General features: G+C 42.7%; 16 protein-coding genes and 1 rRNA gene. 8 read left to right on the forward strand and 9 right to left on the reverse strand.

Features of this window, described 5'->3' with window-relative positions:
• Window positions 1-50 precede the first annotated feature (50 nt).
• Entirely contained in the window at window positions 51-2,522 is a 2,472-nt protein-coding gene (gene gyrB, locus FTT86_RS13505; RefSeq protein ID WP_180181358.1) for a DNA topoisomerase (ATP-hydrolyzing) subunit B, read from the forward strand.
• 1,181 nt (window positions 2,523-3,703) lie between these two features.
• On the opposite strand, the gene FTT86_RS13510 is transcribed toward gyrB, so the two are convergent.
• Window positions 3,704-4,867, reverse strand: a complete 1,164-nt coding sequence (locus FTT86_RS13510; protein WP_180181359.1) for a zinc-dependent alcohol dehydrogenase — start codon at window positions 4,865-4,867, stop codon at window positions 3,704-3,706.
• Window positions 4,868-5,208: 341 nt separating this feature from the next.
• Window positions 5,209-7,140, reverse strand: coding sequence for an ATP-binding cassette domain-containing protein (locus FTT86_RS13515; protein ID WP_004281940.1), 1,932 nt, complete (start codon window positions 7,138-7,140; stop codon window positions 5,209-5,211).
• Window positions 7,141-7,357: 217 nt separating this feature from the next.
• On the opposite strand from FTT86_RS13515, the gene FTT86_RS13520 reads away from it, so the two are divergent.
• The 4 genes from FTT86_RS13520 (at window position 7,358) to erpA (ending at window position 11,285) form a co-directional block, all read left to right on the forward strand.
• The gene (locus FTT86_RS13520; protein ID WP_004647124.1) at window positions 7,358-8,362 is read left to right on the forward strand and encodes a putative solute-binding protein; all 1,005 of its coding nucleotides are present in this window, start codon (window positions 7,358-7,360) and stop codon (window positions 8,360-8,362) included.
• A 254-nt stretch (window positions 8,363-8,616) separates the two neighbouring features.
• The gene (locus tag FTT86_RS13525) at window positions 8,617-9,627 is read left to right on the forward strand and encodes a putative solute-binding protein (protein WP_005094844.1); all 1,011 of its coding nucleotides are present in this window, start codon (window positions 8,617-8,619) and stop codon (window positions 9,625-9,627) included.
• 193 nt (window positions 9,628-9,820) lie between these two features.
• Window positions 9,821-10,828 (forward strand): putative solute-binding protein, encoded by a 1,008-nt coding sequence (locus tag FTT86_RS13530; protein ID WP_004647122.1) that lies wholly within the window; start codon window positions 9,821-9,823, stop codon window positions 10,826-10,828.
• Window positions 10,829-10,949: 121 nt separating this feature from the next.
• Window positions 10,950-11,285 (forward strand): iron-sulfur cluster insertion protein ErpA, encoded by a 336-nt coding sequence (gene erpA, locus FTT86_RS13535; RefSeq protein ID WP_004281944.1) that lies wholly within the window; start codon window positions 10,950-10,952, stop codon window positions 11,283-11,285.
• Window positions 11,286-11,341: 56 nt separating this feature from the next.
• On the opposite strand, the gene FTT86_RS13540 is transcribed toward erpA, so the two are convergent.
• The 6 genes from FTT86_RS13540 to FTT86_RS13565 all read right to left on the reverse strand — a co-directional run bounded on the left by FTT86_RS13540 (window position 11,342) and on the right by FTT86_RS13565 (window position 17,891).
• A complete protein-coding gene (locus tag FTT86_RS13540) occupies window positions 11,342-11,719 on the reverse strand; it encodes a hypothetical protein (RefSeq protein WP_016806936.1) in 378 nt (125 codons plus the stop codon).
• Window positions 11,720-11,824: 105 nt separating this feature from the next.
• Window positions 11,825-12,733, reverse strand: a complete 909-nt coding sequence (locus FTT86_RS13545; RefSeq protein WP_004647120.1) for a matrixin family metalloprotease — start codon at window positions 12,731-12,733, stop codon at window positions 11,825-11,827.
• Window positions 12,734-12,803: 70 nt separating this feature from the next.
• Window positions 12,804-13,634: an OXA-134 family carbapenem-hydrolyzing class D beta-lactamase OXA-283 gene (locus FTT86_RS13550; protein WP_004647119.1), complete on the reverse strand. Its 831-nt coding sequence runs from the start codon at window positions 13,632-13,634 to the stop codon at window positions 12,804-12,806.
• A 146-nt stretch (window positions 13,635-13,780) separates the two neighbouring features.
• Window positions 13,781-15,721 (reverse strand): molecular chaperone DnaK, encoded by a 1,941-nt coding sequence (dnaK, locus tag FTT86_RS13555; protein WP_004647118.1) that lies wholly within the window; start codon window positions 15,719-15,721, stop codon window positions 13,781-13,783.
• Between the two features lie 118 nt (window positions 15,722-15,839).
• On the reverse strand, window positions 15,840-16,388 hold the full coding sequence (grpE, locus tag FTT86_RS13560; protein ID WP_004647116.1) for a nucleotide exchange factor GrpE: 549 nt from the start codon (window positions 16,386-16,388) through the stop codon (window positions 15,840-15,842).
• Between the two features lie 1,002 nt (window positions 16,389-17,390).
• Entirely contained in the window at window positions 17,391-17,891 is a 501-nt protein-coding gene (locus FTT86_RS13565) for a hypothetical protein (RefSeq protein WP_180181360.1), read from the reverse strand.
• 217 nt (window positions 17,892-18,108) lie between these two features.
• On the opposite strand from FTT86_RS13565, the gene FTT86_RS13570 reads away from it, so the two are divergent.
• Window positions 18,109-19,179: an alpha/beta hydrolase gene (locus FTT86_RS13570; protein WP_004647114.1), complete on the forward strand. Its 1,071-nt coding sequence runs from the start codon at window positions 18,109-18,111 to the stop codon at window positions 19,177-19,179.
• A 71-nt stretch (window positions 19,180-19,250) separates the two neighbouring features.
• On the opposite strand, the gene FTT86_RS13575 is transcribed toward FTT86_RS13570, so the two are convergent.
• The gene (locus FTT86_RS13575) at window positions 19,251-19,925 is read right to left on the reverse strand and encodes an acetoacetate decarboxylase family protein (RefSeq protein WP_004647113.1); all 675 of its coding nucleotides are present in this window, start codon (window positions 19,923-19,925) and stop codon (window positions 19,251-19,253) included.
• Between the two features lie 103 nt (window positions 19,926-20,028).
• Between FTT86_RS13575 and FTT86_RS13580 the strand changes: the two genes are divergently transcribed.
• Both FTT86_RS13580 and FTT86_RS13585 read left to right on the forward strand, forming a co-directional pair.
• A complete protein-coding gene (locus FTT86_RS13580) occupies window positions 20,029-20,601 on the forward strand; it encodes a peptidylprolyl isomerase A (protein WP_004647112.1) in 573 nt (190 codons plus the stop codon).
• A 429-nt stretch (window positions 20,602-21,030) separates the two neighbouring features.
• A 16S ribosomal RNA gene (locus FTT86_RS13585) occupies window positions 21,031-21,145 on the forward strand; the annotation flags it as partial.

The following is a 21,145-nucleotide window of genomic DNA, read 5'->3' on the forward strand; positions in this document are numbered from 1 at the left end:
TTGAGTTTTACCCATCTTTGGATAGACCTATTTTTCACTAGGGAGAAACCATGAGTTCAGAAGATCAAGCTGCTTCTCAAACAGAACAAACCATTGAAAAGGCTTATGATTCCTCTAGCATCAAGGTATTACGTGGTTTAGACGCAGTCCGTAAGCGTCCGGGCATGTACATTGGTGATACAGACGATGGTACAGGCCTGCACCACATGGTGTTTGAAGTAGTCGACAACTCGATTGATGAAGCCTTGGCAGGCCACTGTGATGAAATTATAGTGACGATCCATGAAGATGAATCGGTTTCAGTTTCTGATAATGGTCGTGGTATTCCGACCGACATTCACCCTGAAGAAGGTGTGTCTGCAGCAGAGGTGATTTTAACCATTCTGCATGCCGGTGGTAAGTTCGACGACAACAGTTATAAAGTGTCTGGCGGTCTGCATGGTGTCGGTGTTTCCGTAGTCAACGCACTGTCTGAAAAACTCGAATTGACCATTCACCGTGCTGGTAAAATTCATGAACAAGAATACCGTCATGGCGATTCTCAATATCCATTAAAAGTAGTGGGCGATACCGATAGAACCGGTACTCGTGTCCGTTTCTGGCCAAGTGCCGAGACTTTTAGTCAGACCATTTTTAATGTTGATATTTTGGCGCGTCGTTTGCGTGAACTGTCGTTCCTGAACGCAGGTGTGCGTATTGTGCTGCGTGACGAACGCATTAATGCCGAGCATGTCTTTGATTATGAAGGTGGTCTGTCTGAGTTCGTTAAATATATTAACGAAGGCAAAACTCACCTGAATGATATTTTCCATTTCACTGCTGCACAGGCCGATAACGGTATTACGGTAGAAGTCGCATTGCAGTGGAATGATTCTTATCAGGAAAATGTACGTTGCTTTACCAACAACATCCCGCAAAAGGATGGTGGTACGCATTTGGCCGGTTTCCGTGCTGCGTTGACCCGTGGTTTAAACAACTACATGGACAGCGAAAATATCCTGAAAAAGGAAAAAGTTGCGGTATCGGGTGATGATGCGCGTGAAGGCCTGACTGCCATCGTGTCAGTCAAAGTACCTGATCCAAAATTCTCTTCACAGACCAAAGAAAAACTGGTGTCGAGTGAAGTGAAAACGGCTGTTGAACAGGCCATGAACAAGGCATTTTCTGAATATTTATTGGAAAATCCACAAGCAGCCAAAGCGATTGCTGGCAAGATCATTGATGCAGCACGTGCGCGTGATGCAGCGCGTAAAGCACGCGAAATGACACGTCGTAAGAGTGCGCTGGATATTGCCGGTCTTCCAGGTAAACTGGCCGATTGTCAGGAAAAAGATCCAGCTTTGTCTGAACTGTACCTGGTCGAGGGTGATTCTGCAGGTGGTTCGGCAAAGCAAGGTCGTAACCGTAAAATGCAGGCGATTTTACCGCTGAAAGGTAAGATCCTGAACGTGGAACGTGCCCGTTTTGACCGCATGATTTCCTCTGCTGAAGTCGGTACGCTGATTACCGCATTGGGCTGTGGTATTGGTCGTGAAGAATATAATCCGGACAAACTGCGTTATCACAAAATCATTATCATGACCGATGCTGACGTGGATGGTTCGCATATCCGTACCTTACTGTTGACGTTCTTCTTCCGTCAAATGCCGGAACTTGTGGAACGTGGTCATATTTATATCGCACAGCCACCACTATACAAGCTGAAAAAAGGCAAGCAGGAACAGTACATCAAGGACAATGATGCACTGGAAACTTACCTGATTTCGAATGCGATTGATGAGCTGGAACTGCATGTCAGTGCAGAAGCGCCTGCGATTCGTGGTGAAGCACTGGCGAATGTGATTGCTGATTATCAGACTTCCCAGAAGAGCTTGGCACGTTTGACCCAGCGTTATCCTGCGAGTCTGCTTGATGCACTACTTTCACTGGAAGGTTTTAAGCTGGATCAGCTGGAAGACAAAACCTATGTGGAAACATGGGGTGAGAATCTGCGTGCAGCGATTGAAGCCATTCAGCCAACATTACGTCCAGAATTAACCCTGGAGCGTTTTGAAAAAGAACTGGCAGATGGTCAAAAAACTGCAAGCTGGTTGCCACGTATCACGATCTATGTACATAACTTGCCACATAGCTACCTGTTAGACTCAGTACTGTTAGGTTCAAGTGAATATGCACGTTTATTAAAGAATTCAAAGAGCTGGTTTAGTCTGCTTGAAGAGGGTGCATATTTGCAAAAAGGCGATCGCAAGATTCAGGTCAGCAATTTCCATCAGGTTTGGCAACATATCTTGCAGGACTCACGTCGTGGCATGATGATCCAGCGCTATAAAGGTCTGGGCGAGATGAATGCGGAACAGTTATGGGAAACCACCATGGATCCAGACAACCGTAACATGCTGCAAGTGACAGTTACTGATGCGATTGAAGCGGATCGTATGTTCTCTTGCTTGATGGGCGATGACGTAGAACCACGTCGTGCTTTCATTGAAGAAAATGCCTTGAATGCAGATATTGATGCATAACCCTTCAGGATAAAATCAGATATAAAAAAGCGCCTTTCGAGGCGCTTTTTTTAGACCAATTTTTTTACTCATATCCTGTGAGCTAGGCAAAATAAAGTAATTTTGGACCGATTTTTAGATATGGAACGGGTTCATTTAGGTTTTAAAAAGCCAAGTTGAGTAAGCCAAATCGACTCTAAGAAAGGGTTTATGTATAGAGATTACCAACTCGGCAGAATACCTGAAATCTGGAGTGAATCTATCGTTATAAAAATGATCTGCATCAGAACTTCTAAAATAATTTTTGAATAGGAAAGTGAGGTAGAAAGACGTTCTTTATACGATGAGAAGTTTGCATGCAGTTCACGACACTAGGTGAAAACTGGATCAGTCAAAGTGGTATTTAAAGATGCGTGTAATGAAAACAGATCGAATACTTTAGGTGGATTCGACTAAAAAATAATAAATCGCCTATTCAGAAGATCCAATATCTCAAAAATAAATAAAAAGCTGCTAAAACTAAATTTTAAATTTTCAATAGCTTATAAGAAACTTGGTCTAATACGCTAAATAATACGTGAATAATATTGCTTCAAGCATCTAGAAAGCCTGATCAGAGATGTGGATAACTCTAAAGTTATCCATAATTTTTATGTGAACAAGATAGTATTTTTCCGCAAGCTTTAATCCACGTATTAATTCTTTATTTTAAATTCAAATTTGAAATCGATTATCTTGTGGATAAGTGTTTTTAAATTTAAAATAGCATTTTAAATTTAAAGCTAGATTTGGCGATATATTGCTAGTATGACCAGACTATTCCTTGGATTGGCTTTAAAATAAAAAATTATTATAAATTAAATACTTGTAAATATAGTGTAGTTTCTCTAATCATTACCGTGGAACATATTGTTAACTAAAAACTCAAGATGTAGCTAAACTACATAATTGATTTAATAATCAAGTGAACTTTCATTTTTATTTAAAATCATACTTTTATTGATTTTTGCTTAACTTTTTTATTTCTCATTTTTGAGTTATTTCTTGATTTCATTATTGAAAATCGGGCATTTCTTTTATTACTCGATAGAAAAGAGGGAGGGAATCGCTGAAATGATATTGATTAGGGACAAGAAAAAGAGGATTGATAAAATGACGATGATTAAAAAAAAGCGCCTGACGGCGCTTTTTTTTAATCATATTTATGGTGTTAGAATGACTTTACGACAGTCTTCTTCCTTTTTATCAAAAATACGGTAACCTTCCGCAGCATCTTCCAGTTTCATGCGATGGGTAATAATCAGATCTGGAGACAGATCTCCATTTTCAATATGTTCTAGCAACTGCGGCAAGTAATTATGCACATGGGTTTGTCCCATTTTAAAGGTCAAACCTTTGTCAAAGGCATCACCAAACAGGAAGCCATGAATTGGACCGGCATAAACTCCAGGTACACTCACCACACCGCCGCGACGGACCGCTGCAATACATTGTCTTAGCGCTGAACCACTCGAACCTTCTAATTTCAGGTTGGTCATTACGGTTTCCAGCATGCTACCTTTGGCTTCAAAACCGACCGCATCAATGACGGCATCGACTCCACGATAACCCGTAGTATTTTGAATGATAAATTCAGCGGCATCGACTTCATCAAAATTGACGGGAATTACCCCATAGGTTTGATGCGCGAAACGCAAACGGTAAGGGTGGTGATCGACCATAAATATCTGCTCGGCACCGAGCATCCGCGCGCAGGCAGCAGCCAGCAGACCGACCGGGCCAGCACCATAAATCGCCACACTGGAACCTCGACCGACTTGGGCATTATTCACTGCTTGCCACGCAGTTGGCAGAATATCGGTCATGAATAATACTTTTTCATCAGGCAGGGAACCCGGCACCTTAAATGGTCCGACATTGCCTTTGGGGATCCGTACATATTCAGCCTGACCACCCGGTATACCACCATACAGATGGCTAAAGCCAAATAAAGCTGCCCCTGGTGGGATCTGTTTTTTGTTGAGAATTGCACCACGACCGGTATTGGTATTTTCACAGGCAGCCATGAGTTCATGTTCACAGAAAAAACAGTGACCGCATGCAATCACAAAGGGAATAATCACTCGGTCACCTTTTTTGACTTCGGTTACTTCTGGGCCGACTTCTTCTACAATTCCCATAAATTCATGGCCGAAAATATCACCGTCTTCAGTGGCCGGAATTTTCCCCCGGTATAAATGCAGATCTGAGCCACAGATGGCGGTGGCTGTCACCCTTAAAATAACGTCATCTGGTTCCTGAATCACTGGATCTGGAACGGATTCAACTCGTACATCCCGAGCACCATGATAGGTAAGAGCACGCATGCGGATTTCCTCTCTCTAGTTCAACATTAAACAGACTCGTAGCAAGGCTGCCAAAAATTAAAAAACACTTGTATTAGAGCCTTAGGATGAAACAGCGCGCTGTAAATTAATGTATGAAATAAGGCATCCAACTGTTTAAAAAATAAACTTATATAGGGTTTGTGTAATTCATGGCCTTATGTGTCGAATGAATAGAAAAGAACAGAATTAAAGAAACATCTAGACGTAGATGAAAAAATACAGGGGGGAAAATGGAAGAGAAAACATTAAAAATAGTGAATAAAAAAGAGATGAACAACGTTGGTCATTCATCTCTTATCTTAAATCTTACTAAAAGGGCTTTAGAACGTCTGTTCCAGACTTTCCAGTTCCATCATCAGTTCTAGCATTTGCTCTTCGGCTGTTTCCAGTTTGGCTTTTAGCTCGGTTTGCTCATTCATCAGTTTCAGCAAATCATTTTTACGTGATGCTTCGTATAAAGCACTGTCACCCAGCAGGTTTTCAATTTCAATCAGTCGCGGCTGTAGTTTGGCCATCTGTGCTTCGCATTTTTCAATATTCTTGCGAATCGGACGACTTAGTTCCCGCTGGCGAGCAGCTTCCTTACGTTGTGCTTCCTTGTCCAGTTTGGAAATAGTCGGTTTGACTTCGACTTGGGATTTCACCGGTTCTGCTGGCTTTTGCCCATTTTTAATCATCTCAATACGGGCTTGGCGTAACCAGTCAGCATAGGCAGTAAGATCACCATCAAACTCACGGCATTGACCATTATGTACCAGTAGCAGTTCATCACAGACGCTGGCGATGAGCTGACGTTCATGCGAAACTAGAACTACCGCGCCCTGAAAATCTTGTAAAGCCATAGTCAGTGCATGACGCATATCCAGGTCTAAATGGTTGGTCGGCTCATCCAGAATCAGTACATTCGGACGCTGCCAAACAATCAGTGCTAGGGCCAAACGTGCACGTTCACCGCCTGAGAAGCTTTCGCTTGGCGTATCCATACGTTCGCCACTAAAACCGAAACTACCCAAGAAGGAGCGTAGACTGGCTTCACTGATTTTTTTATCTGCGATACGTGCCAGCTGTAACATTGGGCTGGCATTACCATCCAGTGCATCCATTTGATGCTGGGCAAAATAACCAATATTCAGTAATTCTGAATCTTTCCGCAGACCCTGAATCAGTTTCAGGTCACCGACCAGCGATTTAATCAGCGTGGATTTACCGGCACCATTCATCCCAAGCAAACCGATCCGGCTGTTTGGCGTGATCTGTAAATTTACATTGGTGACAATCAGCTTGTCGCCATAACCAATATCGGCATGTTCCAGTTGCAATAACGGCGAACTCATTTTGGTCGGTTCACGGAAACTGAAGGTAAATGGCGTATCGACATGGGCTGCAGATAGTTCCTGCATTCGTTCCAGCTGTTTGATCCGGCTCTGTGCCTGTTTGGCTTTGGTCGCTTGCGCTTTAAAACGGTCAATATATTTTTGCAGATGCGCGCGGGTTTCCAGCTGCTTTTCATACGCCTGTTGCTGCTGCGCTAAACGCTCACTACGGGTGCGCTCAAAAGTCGAATAGTTACCGGTATATAAAATCAGTTCCTGATTTTCGATATGTAAAATGTGATCGGTAATCGCATCGAGGAAGTCCCGGTCATGCGAAATCAGTACCAGCGTACCTTCATAGGCTTTCAGCCAGTCTTCGAGCCAGAGAATTGCGTCCAAGTCCAGATGGTTGGTTGGTTCATCGAGGAGCAGTAAGTCTGATCGGCTCATCAGGGTACGTGCCAGATTCAAACGCATACGCCAGCCACCGGAAAAACTTGAAACATCCAGCTGTGATTGATGTTCAAAGAAGCCCAGACCAGCCATCAGTTGTGAAGCTTTGGCAGGAGCAGAATAACCTGAAATTTCATCAAAACGGCCATATAAATGAGCCAGTTCTGCATCATCCAGTTGATCCGGTTGATCGAGTTTCTGCTGAATATCCCAGTATTCTTCATCGCCCGACAAGACGAAATCAATGGCTTTCATATTCAGTGCTTTGATTTCCTGAGCCATATGCGCTACGGTCCATACCGCAGGTCGGGTCAGCGAACCGGTGTCCGATTCCATGCCGCCGAGCAAGGCTGAAAACAGGGTTGATTTTCCAGCACCATTGACACCGGTTAGGCCAATTTTCCATCCTGGGTGTAACTGCATCGACGCTTTTTGAAATAAAACACGTCCACCGCGACGTATAGATAACTGGTCTAACTGAATCATTGAGAAATCAAAGCTAAGAAATAAGATGCGCCTATTCTAAAGGAAAGCCCTGTGAAAATGAAAAATCTTACCGTTTTTGCTGAAATAAGTGTGCTTTTCACCTCTGTCAATTGATCTAGGGTGGACGCATAAGTTGAGTAAAAGCTCTATTTTATGCATGAACAGTGGTTTATAGTTCAGGCTGATGGAGCAAAAAATATCATAGAGTCAAATAAAAATGAAAAAGGGATGTTTAATTTTATCGGCACTGGGCATTTTGGTGTCGACTTCAACTCAAGCCAGAGTGAATGTCTGTGTTTTTGATTTACTGGGGAAATCTGGTGAGTCTTACAAACTGCTGGAGGAATGGGCGCTGGCAGCAAAAGGCTGGGGTGCCGAAATTCAGCTAAGCGCTTATCAGGATGAAGCCAAGGTCGATCAGGACGTCAAAGCCGGAAAATGTGATGCCTTCTATATGACCTCAATGCGTGCCCGGGCTTATAACAAATTTGCTGGATCGATTGATGCAATTGGCGGCGTGCCGAATAATGACATTGCCATGAAAGCCATCAGCTATGTACTGGATAAACGCAATAGCAAACGCCTGATCACCCAGATTGGCAAAGAAAAATTCGAAGTGGCGGGTATTGGTCAGATTGGCCCAGCCTATATTTTTGTTCGTGATCGTACTCTAAATAAACTGGAACAGGTCAAAGGCAAGAAATTTGCCGTGCTGCATTATGACTATGCGCAAAAAATCATGGTCGACCGGATTGAAGCAGTACCGGTCATGTCGGAAATTTCCAATTTTATTCGCAAGTTTAATCAGGGCGAAGTGGATATTGTCGCTGCACCGGCTTATGCATTTAAACCGCTGGAATTACAGAAAGGACTAGGCCGTCAAGGCGCAATGATTAATTTTCCGGTGATTAATGTCACTGCTGATCTGATTATTCGTCAGGAAGAGTTTCCGGCAAGCTTTGCCGCACAATCCCGAAACTGGTTTGTGAAACAGTTACCGCGCAGCTTTGCCATGGTCAAGCGCATGGAAGCTGAGATTCCAAGCAAATATATTCTGAATCTAAGCCGTGAAGATCGTGTGGCCTACCAAAAGATTCTGCGTGATGGGCGGATCGATTTAACCAAACAGGGGATTTATGATCAGGGCATGATGAACGTATTGAAACGCGCGCGTTGTACAGTAGAAAGAACCAATTTTGAATGTTCGATTGGTGGCGAATAAATCTGAAATCATGTATATCTTTGTAACTATATCTGGGTAAATGTAATTATAAGAAAGCAGTTTTAAACATTAAGATATTGATATTTAAATATATATTTAAAAATAACTTAGGCAACTATTGCTGATTTATCTTTATAGGCCAAAATGCCGGTTTTAAATGGAGTAAATGCTCTATTTTTTTTAATTAAACTTGCTTAATATTTGTCCCGTGTACGGACACTCAGCGAATAACAAGATTTCAAAGGATAACTACAATGAAAAAAACACTCTTATCATTGGCTGCATTCTCTGCATTTGGTTTTGCAAGTGCGGCGCATGCAGAAAAAGTCGATATCTGTGTGTTTGACTTACTGGGTAAATCCGGTGAGTCTTTCCAGATGGCGCAAGAATGGGCACTGGCTGCAAAAGGCTGGGGCGCAGAAATCAATCTGATTGCCCGTCAGGATGAAGCGGTTGCCGACAATGACTTCAAGGCCGGTAAATGTGATGGTGTGTTTATGACAGCCATGCGTGCCCGTCAATACAATAAATTTGCCGGTTCTATTGATGCACTGGGCGGTGCACCAAGTAATGCCATTGCCCAGCGTGCGATCAGTTTTGCTCTGGACAAACGTAATGCAGCGAAAATGGTCAGTAATATGGGCGGCAAAAAATACGAAATTGCCGGTATTTCACCGTTGGGTTCAGCATTTATTTTTGTTCGTGACAAGAATATCAATTCGATTGAAAAAGCCGCAGGGAAGAAATTCGCCGTACTCGGCTATGACGATGCCCAGAAAATCATGGTACAGCGCGTCGGTGCGCAGGCAGTGATCTCCGATGTTTCTAACTTTGTCGCCAAATTTAACAATGGTCAGGTGGATATGGTCGGTGCACCTGCTTATGCCTACAAGCCATTAGAAATCTATAAAGGTCTGGGTAATAACGGCGCAATGTTTAATTTCCCGGTACTGCATGTCACCTCTGATTTTGTGATTCGTCCGGAAAAATTCCCCGCAGGTTTTGGACAAAAATCGCGTGACTGGTTTATCAAAAACCTGCCAAAGAGCATGGGGATGATCAGCCGTCTGGAAGCGGGTATTCCGTCGAAATATAAAATGAATCTGAGCGCTGAAGATAAAACCAAGTATCAGAAAATGTTACGTGATGGCCGGATGGATATGACCAAACGCGGAATCTATGATGCCAGCATGATGTCGGTCTTAAAACGTGCACGCTGTTCTGTCGATAAGGCCAACTTTGAATGTTCAATTGCTGGCGAATAATCTGATTTTTAAAGAAAAAAGCTTAGATTGATCTAGGCTTTTTTTATGGCTGAACCAGGTCAGATCTGCCATTGTGCAGCGAATAAAATAGCTTAAGCTTGATTAACTATTAAATTCGCATGTTTTATATAAAAAACAATCACATGTGACTAAAAGTGCAATAACAAAAACAAGCGATAAGGAAATGAGGATGATGCATAGAGGATGGAAAGCACTGGCATTGGCTACGGCGACACTGGCTGTTTCAGGTCTGGCGCAAGCTAAACAGGTGATTTGCGTATTTGATCTGGTTGGTAAAAACGGTGATGTCTATAGTGTGATGAAAGACTATCAGTTGGCAGCCAAAAACTGGGGTGCAGATGTCGAACTGCGGGTCAATACCAATGAAGCGGTGGTTGCAGAAGATTTTAAAGCCGGGAAATGTGATGGGATCAGTGTTACCGGTATGCGTGGCCGTCAATTTAATAATTTTACTGGTTCACTCGATGCCATTGGTGCAATTCCAGATCTGAATCTGGCGGTTAAAGTGATGCAGGGACTGGCCAGTCCAACTTTTGCCAAACATATGCTGCAAGGCAAATATGAGGTAGTCGGTGTCATTCCTGTAGGTGATGCTTTTCTGTTAGTGAACGACCGCAGTATTAATACTGTTGCCAAAGCAGCCGGTAAAAAAATTGCGGTACTAAGCCATGACGAAGCACAAAAAATCATGGTACAGCAGGTTGGTGCACAAGCAGTGAGTGCCGAAATCAGCAATTTTGCCAGTATGTTTAACAATGGTCAGGTGGATATTATCGGTGCACCAGCTGCAGCATTTAAGCCTTTAGAATTACATAAAGGGTTGGGTAGTAAAGGTGCGATTGTGAATTATCCGGTATTACAGGTTACCGGTAATATTATTATCCGTCCCGATAAATTCCCGGCCGGATACGGACAAAAATCACGTGAATGGGTTAAGAGCCAGTTACCACGTGCCTTTGGTATTTTGGGTAAAATGAAAGCGGATATTCCTTCGAAATACTGGATGGATATTCCTGCGGCAGATAAACCGGGTTATCAGAAAATGATGCGGGATTCCCGAATTGACCTGACCAAACGCGGCGTTTATGACAAACGCATGATGAAATTGCTGTGGCAATTCCGCTGCAAACAGAATCCGACAAATTTTGAATGTGCCTTACAGGATGAGAACTACAAATAATCCTGATAAAATTACTCTGATTTGACTTTTAATCTGTGCAGACTGACCATATATTGAGTGTGCTATACTTAAATATGGTCTTTTCTTTTTAAAGACATTCCATTCAACAGAGGAATCCGCCATGAATGCCCAAGCGCTTGTGCTCACCGACAATGCCGCAAATAAAGTACGCCAGTTGCGTGACAGTGAAGGTAACCAAGACTTAATGCTCCGTGTCTATGTGACCGGTGGCGGCTGTTCAGGTTTCTCTTATGGCTTTAACTTTGCGGAAAGCCAGAATGAAGATGATGCAGAATTTGCCAATGGTGATGTTAAAGTCTTAGTCGATTCATTGAGTTATCAATATCTGGTCGGTTCAGTTGTAGATTATTTAGAAGGTCTGGAAGGTTCACGTTTCGTGGTACAAAACCCGAATGCGACCACGACCTGTGGTTGTGGATCTTCATTCTCGATCTAAATCCATGCACAAAAAAAGTCCTCTCAATGAGGACTTTTTTATATCTGGAGGAAAGTTTAGCTATCCAGTTTTACCGCTTCAAGCAGATCAAAGATTACAGTAGTAACATCCTGACTCAACTCGCGGTTATTGAAAATTTCATAGGCGCTAATGGTAATGTCGGTATCGCTTGGCAACAGACGCTGTTCTTCTTCGATCAGGTCATTGATCGGCAATAAAGTCTGTTTGATTTCCAGATGCAGAATATCTTTATATTCCAGATTTTCATCGTCGAGTTCAATCAGTTGTTCATTGAAATAAGGCAGCAAAATCGAATGAAGATAGGGTTGGATGTCCTCGATATCAAAGATTTCGATATCACGGGTTTCATCAATCGTACTAATGTGGTCATTTACTTCAATTAAAATATGGTAGTAACTCACACGAATCTCCAAAGATGGCCTGAACAATGTAGCCAATCACAATAACATGAAATCAGAATAGAGTGTTTTTTATAATACTTATACACTTAAATTAATTAGGGAATTCAAGCTGATCACTTAACGGTTATAAAGCAAGGTCTTGTCTGCAGGTCGCAGCTGGAAGTGTTGCAGATTCTGTTTACCCAGCACCGGATACATCAGTGCTTCCGGGTCATTATGGTGATACAGCCCCAAGGCATGTCCGAGTTCATGTGCCAGAGTCAGACGGAGATCATCTTCTGCATCAAACTGATAGACATGAATTTGATCACCCATAAACACGCCTTTATGAAATTCGCGGGCAGGGAAACGCTGTTGGGCTTGAATGATATTCTGCTGATGGTTTTGCAGACCATGTTGATGCATGGAAACATTCATATTAAAGGAACTTTGCTGTTCCTGAAGGTACTGAAGTTCCCGTTGAAAACTTTCCGATTTGCGCTGTAAAGCCAAAACCTCATATTCAATCTGCTCATGTTCATAAGCAGATAAATTTGGCTGACGGCGTCGTTGCTGTAAGGCTTGAAATTCACTATTGATCTGGTTTTTTTGCTGAATGAGGCGTTGCTGCTGACTTTCCAGATGCTGATGGGATGCTTCCAGATTTTTGACCTGACGTTGATACTTGGCGTCATCTGCCAGCAACTGTTTTTCGACTTTCTTCAAGGCATCATAGTCTTGCTGGCGTTGATCATAGATCAGGTGAATACTCAGCCTGGCATTTTCATCATAGACCATCAAATCATCACGATTGCTTCCCTGATGCCAGATTTCGATCGCTTCCTTGCTCAGTTGAATGACTTGATCTTTACTTAGTCCAAAGCCTGAATCGACCTGATCAATTCGGAAACGTAAGCGTGTATCGAAAGGATGCGTCAAGCGATCAGCCAGCGAGTTATAGCGCAGTTGAGGATGGGTTTGGGCCTGCATATGTAGATAGGCAGACATGATCAATCCCACTACGAGCAGACAGAGCAGAAGACGCATATTTTTTATTTAAATGTCTATTTTTTAAAAATATAGCTTAATTTTAATGCCTTTCCCATGCTTATTTGCATCATCCTTCAGCTTTTGGATAAAGCCCTAATTCGGCCAAAGCCTGCTGCAAAATTTCAAGGCGGATCGCCGGATCCATACCATTTCGCATCTGCATATTCAGTGAAAATGCCACGATCTCGGCTTGCGGTGTTTCAACCCAGCCGGTGAGCCAGCCGACTTGCGGTTCCACATCCATGCCCCAACCGGATTTGACATATAGTCGATAAGCTTTCCGCTCCTGTAAAAATAACATGGCTTTGACTTGTTGCTGGACTTGAGGATCAAAGGCCAGTTGCTCTCGGGCCAACGCAGAAACAAATTGGACTTCCTGTTTTGGAGTAACTTTCAAAGGGCCTACCAACCAGAAGTTATCGACCTGTTGACCAATCTGCTGATTACCAAATTGGATGCGTTGTACTTCCTGTTGCATCAATTCAAGGCCAATGCGACGTGCCAGTTCCTGATACACGGGTACAGCAGAAGCTTGCATGGCTTCGCCGAGAGTCATGTCTTTTTCCCAGGCTGCAAAACTGCGTTTCTTGCCATCCCATTTAAAAATTTCATTGGTTGTGGCTTTGCCATGTTGCAGGCCAATCAGGGCATTGAGCATTTTAAAAGTAGAGGCGGGAACATATTCGGTATCTGCACGGCTTAAATCATTACCATAAACCTGTATCTGTTGACCACGCTGAATCACTAGAACACCCGCGCTTTGCGCCTGATCAAATAATTGGGCAATGGCTTGGGTGGATTGAGTCGAAGTGCTTTGAGATAGGAGAGATGAAACGGGCAGGCTACACGCTGTCAGGCCCAAGCAACTCAGTAAAGGCAGCAAAATTAGAATTTTCATGGGTTCAGGGTATTTTAATGTTGGATTTAACTTAAACAGATTTTCCTGAAAATACGATCAAATTTTAGTAATTTTTATTTTATTCTTTTAAGTCGAGACATAAAAAAACCGCGCTTTCGCGCGGTTTTTTCAGTTAAAGCGACAAATTATTTTTTGTCATCTTTCACTTCAGTGAACTCAGCATCTACAACGCCGTCGTCCGCTTTTTGAGATTGACCTTCGCCGCCTTGGAATGCATTCGGGTCAAAACCTTGCGCACCACCTTGGCCTTGAGCAGCTTCATATGCACGTTGTGTAATTGGCATGATGATATTTTGCAGCGCTTCAGTTTTCGCTTTGATTTCTTCAACGTCATTTTCTTTAGTTGCAGCTTCAAGCTCAGAAACCGCCGTTTCAACAGCAGTTTTTTCGTCAGCTGTTACTTGTTCACCAAGATCTTTCACTGCTTTTTGTGAAGAAGCAACTAAAGCATCCGCTTCGTTGCGTGCTTTTGCAAGCTCTTCAAATTTACGGTCTTCTTCAGCATTCGCTTCAGCATCTTTGATCATTGCTTCGATTTCAGCATCAGACAAACCTGAGTTTGCTTTAATCTGGATCGATTGCTCTTTACCAGTGCTCTTGTCTTTCGCAGATACTTTCAAGATACCATCAGCATTGATGTCGAAAGATACTTCAATTTGTGGCACACCACGTGGCGCAGGTGGGATGTCGCCTAACTGGAAGTTACCCAACAATTTGTTTTGCTGCGCCATTTTACGTTCACCTTGGTAAACTGAAATGTCTACAGCAGGCTGGTTGTCCGCAGCGGTTGAGAACACTTGAGATTTCTTCGCAGGAATCGTGGTGTTTTTCTCGATGATTGCAGTCAACACGCCGCCCATGGTTTCAATACCAAGTGTCAACGGAGTTACGTCAAGTAGAAGTACGTCAGTTTTGTCACCTGAAAGTACCGCACCTTGAATCGCAGCACCCATTGCGACTGCTTCATCAGGGTTTACGTCTTTACGTGGCTCTTTACCGAAGAACTCTTGAACCTTTTGTTGAACCATTGGCATACGAGACTGACCACCTACCAGGATCACGTCAGAGATGTCAGAAGTCGAAAGACCTGCATCTTTAAGCGCAATACGGCAAGGTTCAATGGTACGCGCAACCAGGTCAGCAACCAGACCTTCAAGTTTTGCACGTGTTACGTTGATCACTAAGTGTTTAGGACCAGTCGCATCAGCAGTGATGTATGGAAGGTTGATTTCAGTTGCATTTGAAGAAGAAAGCTCGATTTTCGCTTTCTCCGCAGCTTCTTTTAAACGCTGTAACGCCAGTGGATCTTGTTTCAGGTTAAAGTTTTGTTCTTTCTTGAACTCTTCAACCAGGAACTCGATTAACGCGTTATCGAAGTCTTCACCACCTAGGAACGTATCACCGTTAGTCGACAATACTTCGATTTGCTGGTCACCATCAAGGTCAGCAATTTCAATGATTGAAACGTCGAAAGTACCACCACCCAAGTCGTAAACCGCGATTTTACGGTCGCCTTCTTTCTTGTCCATACCGAACGCAAGTGCCGCAGCAGTTGGCTCGTTGATGATACGTTTAACTTCTAAACCTGCAATTTTACCTGCATCTTTAGTTGCTTGACGTTGTGCATCGTTGAAGTAAGCAGGAACAGTAATAACAGCTTCAGTTACGGTTTCGCCCAGGTAATCTTCAGCAGTTTTCTTCATCTTTTTCAAGATTTCAGCAGAAACCTGTTGTGGCGCCAATTTTTTGTCGTTGACATCAACCCAAGCATCACCGTTGTCTGCTTTGATGATTTTGTAAGGAACTAAACCGATATCTTTTTGTACCGCTTGGTCTTCATAACGACGACCGATCAAACGTTTGATCGCGAACAATGTGTTTTTCGGATTTGTTACTGCTTGACGCTTTGCAGATTGACCTACCAGAATTTCGCCATCTTTATAGGCAATAATAGATGGAGTGGTACGTGCGCCTTCAGCGTTTTCGATTACTTTAACTTTGTCGCCTTCAAGTACTGCAACACATGAGTTTGTAGTACCTAAGTCAATACCAATGATTTTAGCCATTTGGATGTTTCCTCTAAAATTTTTTTGTGATTTACACTTGTTATCCGATATGAGAGCCGTTCGATTTTTTTCAAGTAAATTTTTTGAAAAATTTCACAAACTCCCGAAATTATTTGGCTTAAGCGCCGACCATCACCATAGCAGGACGCAATAAGCGACTGTTGAGCGTGTAGCCCTTTTGCAAAACAGTCCCAATTTCATTGGCTTTGGCATTTGGATCAATCCCGACTGCCTGGTGCAGGTCAGCATTGAAACCGTTGTTGGTGTCTACTGCCACAACCCCGAATTTCTCCAAGGTATGCAATAACGATTTAAGGGTCAGTTCAACGCCTTCACGCAATGGTGTTTGCTCTTCACCTGCAGCCACAATGGCACGCTCCAGATTGTCGACTGTTTCTAGAAGCTCTTTAGAGAACTTTTCCAGAACCGTATCTTTATGCTTTTCAGATTCACGCTGAATACGTTCAACACTTTTTTGTGCTTCATAGACTGCATTGGCGGTACGGGCTTTTTCTAACTTTAAATCACCTTCAAGCTGCGCAATCTGCTCTTGTAAAGACTCAACGGAAACTTCAGCCTGCTCGGTTTCAGCTTGAGTTTGCGCTGTATCTTGTTCCGCTTGCTCTTGCTCAAGTTGTTGAGCTTGCTCGTTTTGCTCAGTCGCCATTGATTTACTCCGTTTAAATGGGTTCTTAAACATGTACAGTCCTTAGGCCTCAGTGTTCACTGCGTTTATGCTGAACTGCCATGGTTGTGAAGTTCTTGATTACCTAAAGAAATCGGGGCAGGGTGTAAAAATTCAAGCGTCGACCCAGATTAAATTTAAGATTTATACAAAATACTGAATCCAGCGGATAGCAGAACAAGCTATTCAGAACACAACAGCAGGATAGGATGAGAATAAAATACACGGACATCAGCAGCGATGAATCCGAATTTTGAACTGAATAGATTCAATTCGCGACTAAATATAAGAATTAAGTATTTGAATATAAACATAAAAAATGAATAATCGTATTTTTGAATCAAATTAATAATTTTAATCCGTTTTAAGTATTGGTAAAAAAATTGCATCATACTTCTATTAACAGCGACCTTGTTCAGAGGAGAGAGCCGAACCGGGTTGCTGTTGCCCTATTTTAGAATTGCTTTTTTCAAGCTGAGTATCCCCAAAACTCAGCTTTTTTTTGCCTGTTTATTTATTAGACATAAAAACGATTAATATCTAAGCAATAAAGTCTTTCACAATAGATGAACTTTTGATTAATATTTATTCCAGATTCTATCGCTGTAGTTTCTTCTTATTTTGAAATGTGTTTTCGTGGCTTATCCTGTTCTCTAGATAAGCCTTTTTTTGTCCAGAATTTACCTTTTTTGAATTTGTTGGAATCAGTCGTCTCTATTTTAGCGGTTTGTAAGATAAAACTTACAGCTTGGATAGTGAATGTCCGCTTCATGAGAGCAAGTTGATTCGATAGGATAATTTGTGTAGAGAACAGGATGTTCTGGTTGAATTGCTGAGAAGCATAAGCGAAGTGGAAGTTCGTTTAACATAACCCTCTGCAAAGGCCCTAAAGAAATTTTCTTTAGGGTCTTTGTCTATCTGGCAGCTACCTTTTTCATTAAAAAAGCCCAGTCTGGGCTTTTAATAGAGAGGGTGATTCAAGTCTTAGTCACGACGATCCCGTGAACGTTGTTCCTGATGGCGTCGGTTGTCATTCCAGCGTTGATTAGAACGATTTTGCTGGACTTTTTTACTGCGCTGATCTGTTGCACGTTTACGCTCCAGATCCTGACGACGCTTGCGTTCTGCTTCTGCCTGTTTTTGCCGTTGCGTCATGATATTTTTACGTTGCTGTTCATGGCGCTGCCGTTCCAGTTGGCTTTTACCTCGATCAAGCTCTAACTTTCTTTTACGATCCTGCTCCCAATTGCGACGTTGTAATTCCTGTTTACGTCGATCGAGTTCAATACGTTTGTGTTGCTGTTCATATTCCCAGCGTTGCCGCTCATAGCGACGATCTTGTTCATAATGCCGGTCCAGTTCATAGCGACGGTCATAACGCTGATCATAGCGGCCGTCATAATAGCCACCATCTTCAGGAAATGCGACGCAGCCTACAGCTAAAAATGCAGTCGCCAAAGACAGAGCTATAATTTTTCTAGCCATAGGCATCCTCCCGATTTGTAATAAAAAATATACTTAAGCTCGCAAAAGTACGTCAAAAATAACCTTTAAACGGTCAATGATATCTTTTATAAATGAGGGTAACGTATCGAGTAGAAGCTATATGTACATTGATATTAAGACTTATATAAGAATATGGTCACTGAAACACTAATCGTGTAGAAACTATGAAGAATTAAGAGAATAAGGACTAAAAATAATGACTGTGAATCCTCCGGTTCTGAAAAGTGTGATGGAAAAGGGACAAGGGACGGCAGCGCGTATGCTGGACCGCTTACCTGGCATTGCACAGGAAGCATTGGTCAAGGCTCTGGATTATCCTCATGTTTATCCTGATTTAGATCCATTGGTTAAATGCCTGATGGCCATCCAGATAAAACAGGGGCATAGCAGTTTTATTAGTGAGGATCTGGCTCATTCGCGCACATTGTTTGATGCACGTATGAAAGCCATCCGGGCTAGACCGACCGCGGTCAAATTTGTTGAAGAGCTCCGCCTTCCTCTACAGAGTGGCAGCATCTTTGCCCGGCATTATCATCCAGCTCCACAAAAGAAGTTGCCGATGGTGATTTTTTATCATGGCGGTGCATTTATGGTGGGCGGTCTGGACAGCCATGATGAATTCTGTCGCTTGCTGGCAGTACATGCCAAAGTACAGGTGCTAAGCGTAGCTTATCCGCTGACGCCAGAATTTAGCCCCTTGCAGATGGTACAAGTCTGTGAAGATGCCTTGGCGTGGGCACATCAGCATAGCAAGCAGCTAAAAGTCTATAAAAACCGGATTGCCGTGGCAGGGGACAGTGCGGGTGGAAATCTGGCTACTGTCGTGGCACAGCGCAGTGCAGGCAAATCTTATGCTGCACGAGCGCAGCTTTTGCTTTATCCGGCGGTCGACTTTAAAAGCCGCCATCCTTCTTTCTATGCCTATAAAGATGGACTGGTACTTTCAGAGCAGGATATTGATCTGGTGACCTTAATGTATGCCCAAACCCATCAGATTGAACTGGATGATCCGCTGATTTCACCGACCTATGGTGAATTGCAAAACTTGCCGCCAAGTTATGTGATTACAGCACGTCATGATGTCCTGCATGATGAGGGTTCAATCTATGCACACAAGTTGCGTCAGAATGGTGTAGCTGTTCATTATGATGAATATACCGATCAGGCCCATGGTTTTATCAACCTGACCCCGATCTCCCGCCGTGCCAAAAAATATGTGATTGAGATCAGCAAGAACTTCCGCAAATTCTGGGACAAAAATAGTTAAATCGAAAGCATAAATGCAAAAAGGTGTTTCTCATGAAACACCTTTTTTTATAGATAGGTTTTTATCAGTTCTTATACTTTGCTGCTGATCTGCGCTTCAGGAAAGATCAGATTGAATTTGGGGACATAAAAGCTTTGCAGCAATTTGGCTTTGGAAAAGTCTGGAAATATATTCTCGGCATCTTGCCATTCTACTTGCGAGAGTTTGGAGAGGTGACCGCGAAACTGTGGACTAAACTGAAAACGCTGGCCTTTCCAGGCTTGCTGGATTTTCAACATAGACGCTGGAATATGATGACTATTAATATAGAACTGGCGTGCAGATTTGGTTTTCTTCAGCCGAATCGTCATATGCTGGTTCTGGTGTTGAATCTGACACAGTACTTCCTGATCCTTTTCCTGCCATTCAAATTGCGCATGTTCTTTGGGAATGCCCCATAAATGCTGACCGTGTACCACAGACTCATGGGTAGACACATAAATTTTAGGAATCGAGCTGAGGCGCCGTTTACTAATTAAAGGATGATCCAGAATCAGTAACTCTTCATAAGGGCCAATCGGCGAAGTGTGATAACGCACCAATAAGACTTGGACCATACGACCCAGCGGAGAAGGCGCAATACGGAACTGTTTCGCTTGCTCAATAAAGCTTGGGGTCAGCCAATAATTCAGAATAAAACCCTCACCCTGCAAATGCCAAGGTGGAAACTGGTGGATATTTTGCTCCTGTAATAATGCATGCTTCATTCTTATTCTCTTGTCTTTAGTCGGCAGGTCACTGCATTATGAGTTATAAAAGATTAATATATAGTCATTCACAACCATTACTTCTAAGTAGATGAGTTAATAAATGTTAAAGAAATCATTATGTGTCATCGCACTTGCTGCGGTCAGTCTACCAAGCTTCGCTGCAAATACGATTATTGAGATGAAGACTTCATCTGGAAATATTGAAATTGAACTCTTCAATGACAAAGCTCCAATCTCGGCAAAGAACTTCGAAAGCTATGTAAAGAGCAACTTCTATAAGGACACGATTTTTCACCGCGTCATTCCAGGCTTTATGGTGCAGGGTGGTGGCTTTGATGTGAACATGCAAGAAAAAGCCAATACTCAAGCACCCATTAAAAATGAATCATCGAATGGTCTGCAAAATAAACGCGGTACTTTAGCCATGGCGCGTACCAATCAGCCGGATTCTGCCCGAGCACAATTCTTTGTGAACCTGGTCGATAATGATTTCCTGGATCGTTCTGCTAGAAATGCCGGCTATGCGGTATTTGGTAAGGTCACTAAAGGTATGGATATCGTCGATCAGATTGCTAAAGTACCGACCCGAAACTATGGAATGCATCAAAATGTGCCGGTGAACCCTGTAAAAATCACCAGTGTGACGATTAAAGCACCAGTCGTGAAAAACTAGGCATAGAATAAAGCAGAAATATTTAATTTATATTTCTGTTTTAAAAATATGTACTTATGTAATGAATTGTATGGAATTGAACCAATTTGGTGCATAAAAATAAAACACTCGTGATTCCTGTGCGTTAAAAGCGCTTGCACGTGTAAGAAATTGCCCTATAATGAGCACATGCCGACGAGATAGACGGAAACGAACGAAGCAGAATGGCGGAGTTGTTGAGTTTATCGAAGTCCAGCTTCTGGCACTGACGAGGTGTTGGAAAGATCATTAAGAGATTATGAAGAACAACTTGTGTGGATTTTTACTGGTTGATCGATCGAAATTATTTTCATTGATTGATGGTAGAAATTACTCGAAGTTTATTTGAGAAATATTTGTCAGAAAATTGATGAGCCAAGATTGGTGCCCTTTAAGGCACTACATAGTATTAAACTGAAGAGTTTGATCATGGCTCAGATTGAACGCTGGCGGCAGGCTTAACACATGCAAGTCGAGCGGGGAAGAGTAGCTTGCTACTTGACCTAGCGGCGGACGGGTGAGTAAT

Source organism: Acinetobacter sp. YH01021 (genome assembly GCF_013420255.1).
Classification (GTDB): domain Bacteria; phylum Pseudomonadota; class Gammaproteobacteria; order Pseudomonadales; family Moraxellaceae; genus Acinetobacter.

Bases quoted from the DNA above. Each gene is read 5' to 3' on its own strand.
- gyrB (WP_180181358.1), top strand. From the start codon at position 51: ATGAGTTCAGAAGATCAAGCTGCTTCTCAAACAGAACAAACCATTGAA.
- FTT86_RS13510 (WP_180181359.1), bottom strand. From the start codon at position 4,867: ATGCGTGCTCTTACCTATCATGGTGCTCGGGATGTACGAGTTGAATCC.
- FTT86_RS13515 (WP_004281940.1), bottom strand. From the start codon at position 7,140: ATGATTCAGTTAGACCAGTTATCTATACGTCGCGGTGGACGTGTTTTA.
- FTT86_RS13520 (WP_004647124.1), top strand. From the start codon at position 7,358: ATGAAAAAGGGATGTTTAATTTTATCGGCACTGGGCATTTTGGTGTCG.
- FTT86_RS13525 (WP_005094844.1), top strand. From the start codon at position 8,617: ATGAAAAAAACACTCTTATCATTGGCTGCATTCTCTGCATTTGGTTTT.
- FTT86_RS13530 (WP_004647122.1), top strand. From the start codon at position 9,821: ATGCATAGAGGATGGAAAGCACTGGCATTGGCTACGGCGACACTGGCT.
- erpA (WP_004281944.1), top strand. From the start codon at position 10,950: ATGAATGCCCAAGCGCTTGTGCTCACCGACAATGCCGCAAATAAAGTA.
- FTT86_RS13545 (WP_004647120.1), bottom strand. From the start codon at position 12,733: ATGCGTCTTCTGCTCTGTCTGCTCGTAGTGGGATTGATCATGTCTGCC.
- FTT86_RS13550 (WP_004647119.1), bottom strand. From the start codon at position 13,634: ATGAAAATTCTAATTTTGCTGCCTTTACTGAGTTGCTTGGGCCTGACA.
- dnaK (WP_004647118.1), bottom strand. From the start codon at position 15,721: ATGGCTAAAATCATTGGTATTGACTTAGGTACTACAAACTCATGTGTT.
- grpE (WP_004647116.1), bottom strand. From the start codon at position 16,388: ATGGCGACTGAGCAAAACGAGCAAGCTCAACAACTTGAGCAAGAGCAA.
- FTT86_RS13565 (WP_180181360.1), bottom strand. From the start codon at position 17,891: ATGGCTAGAAAAATTATAGCTCTGTCTTTGGCGACTGCATTTTTAGCT.
- FTT86_RS13570 (WP_004647114.1), top strand. From the start codon at position 18,109: ATGACTGTGAATCCTCCGGTTCTGAAAAGTGTGATGGAAAAGGGACAA.
- FTT86_RS13575 (WP_004647113.1), bottom strand. From the start codon at position 19,925: ATGAAGCATGCATTATTACAGGAGCAAAATATCCACCAGTTTCCACCT.
- FTT86_RS13580 (WP_004647112.1), top strand. From the start codon at position 20,029: ATGTTAAAGAAATCATTATGTGTCATCGCACTTGCTGCGGTCAGTCTA.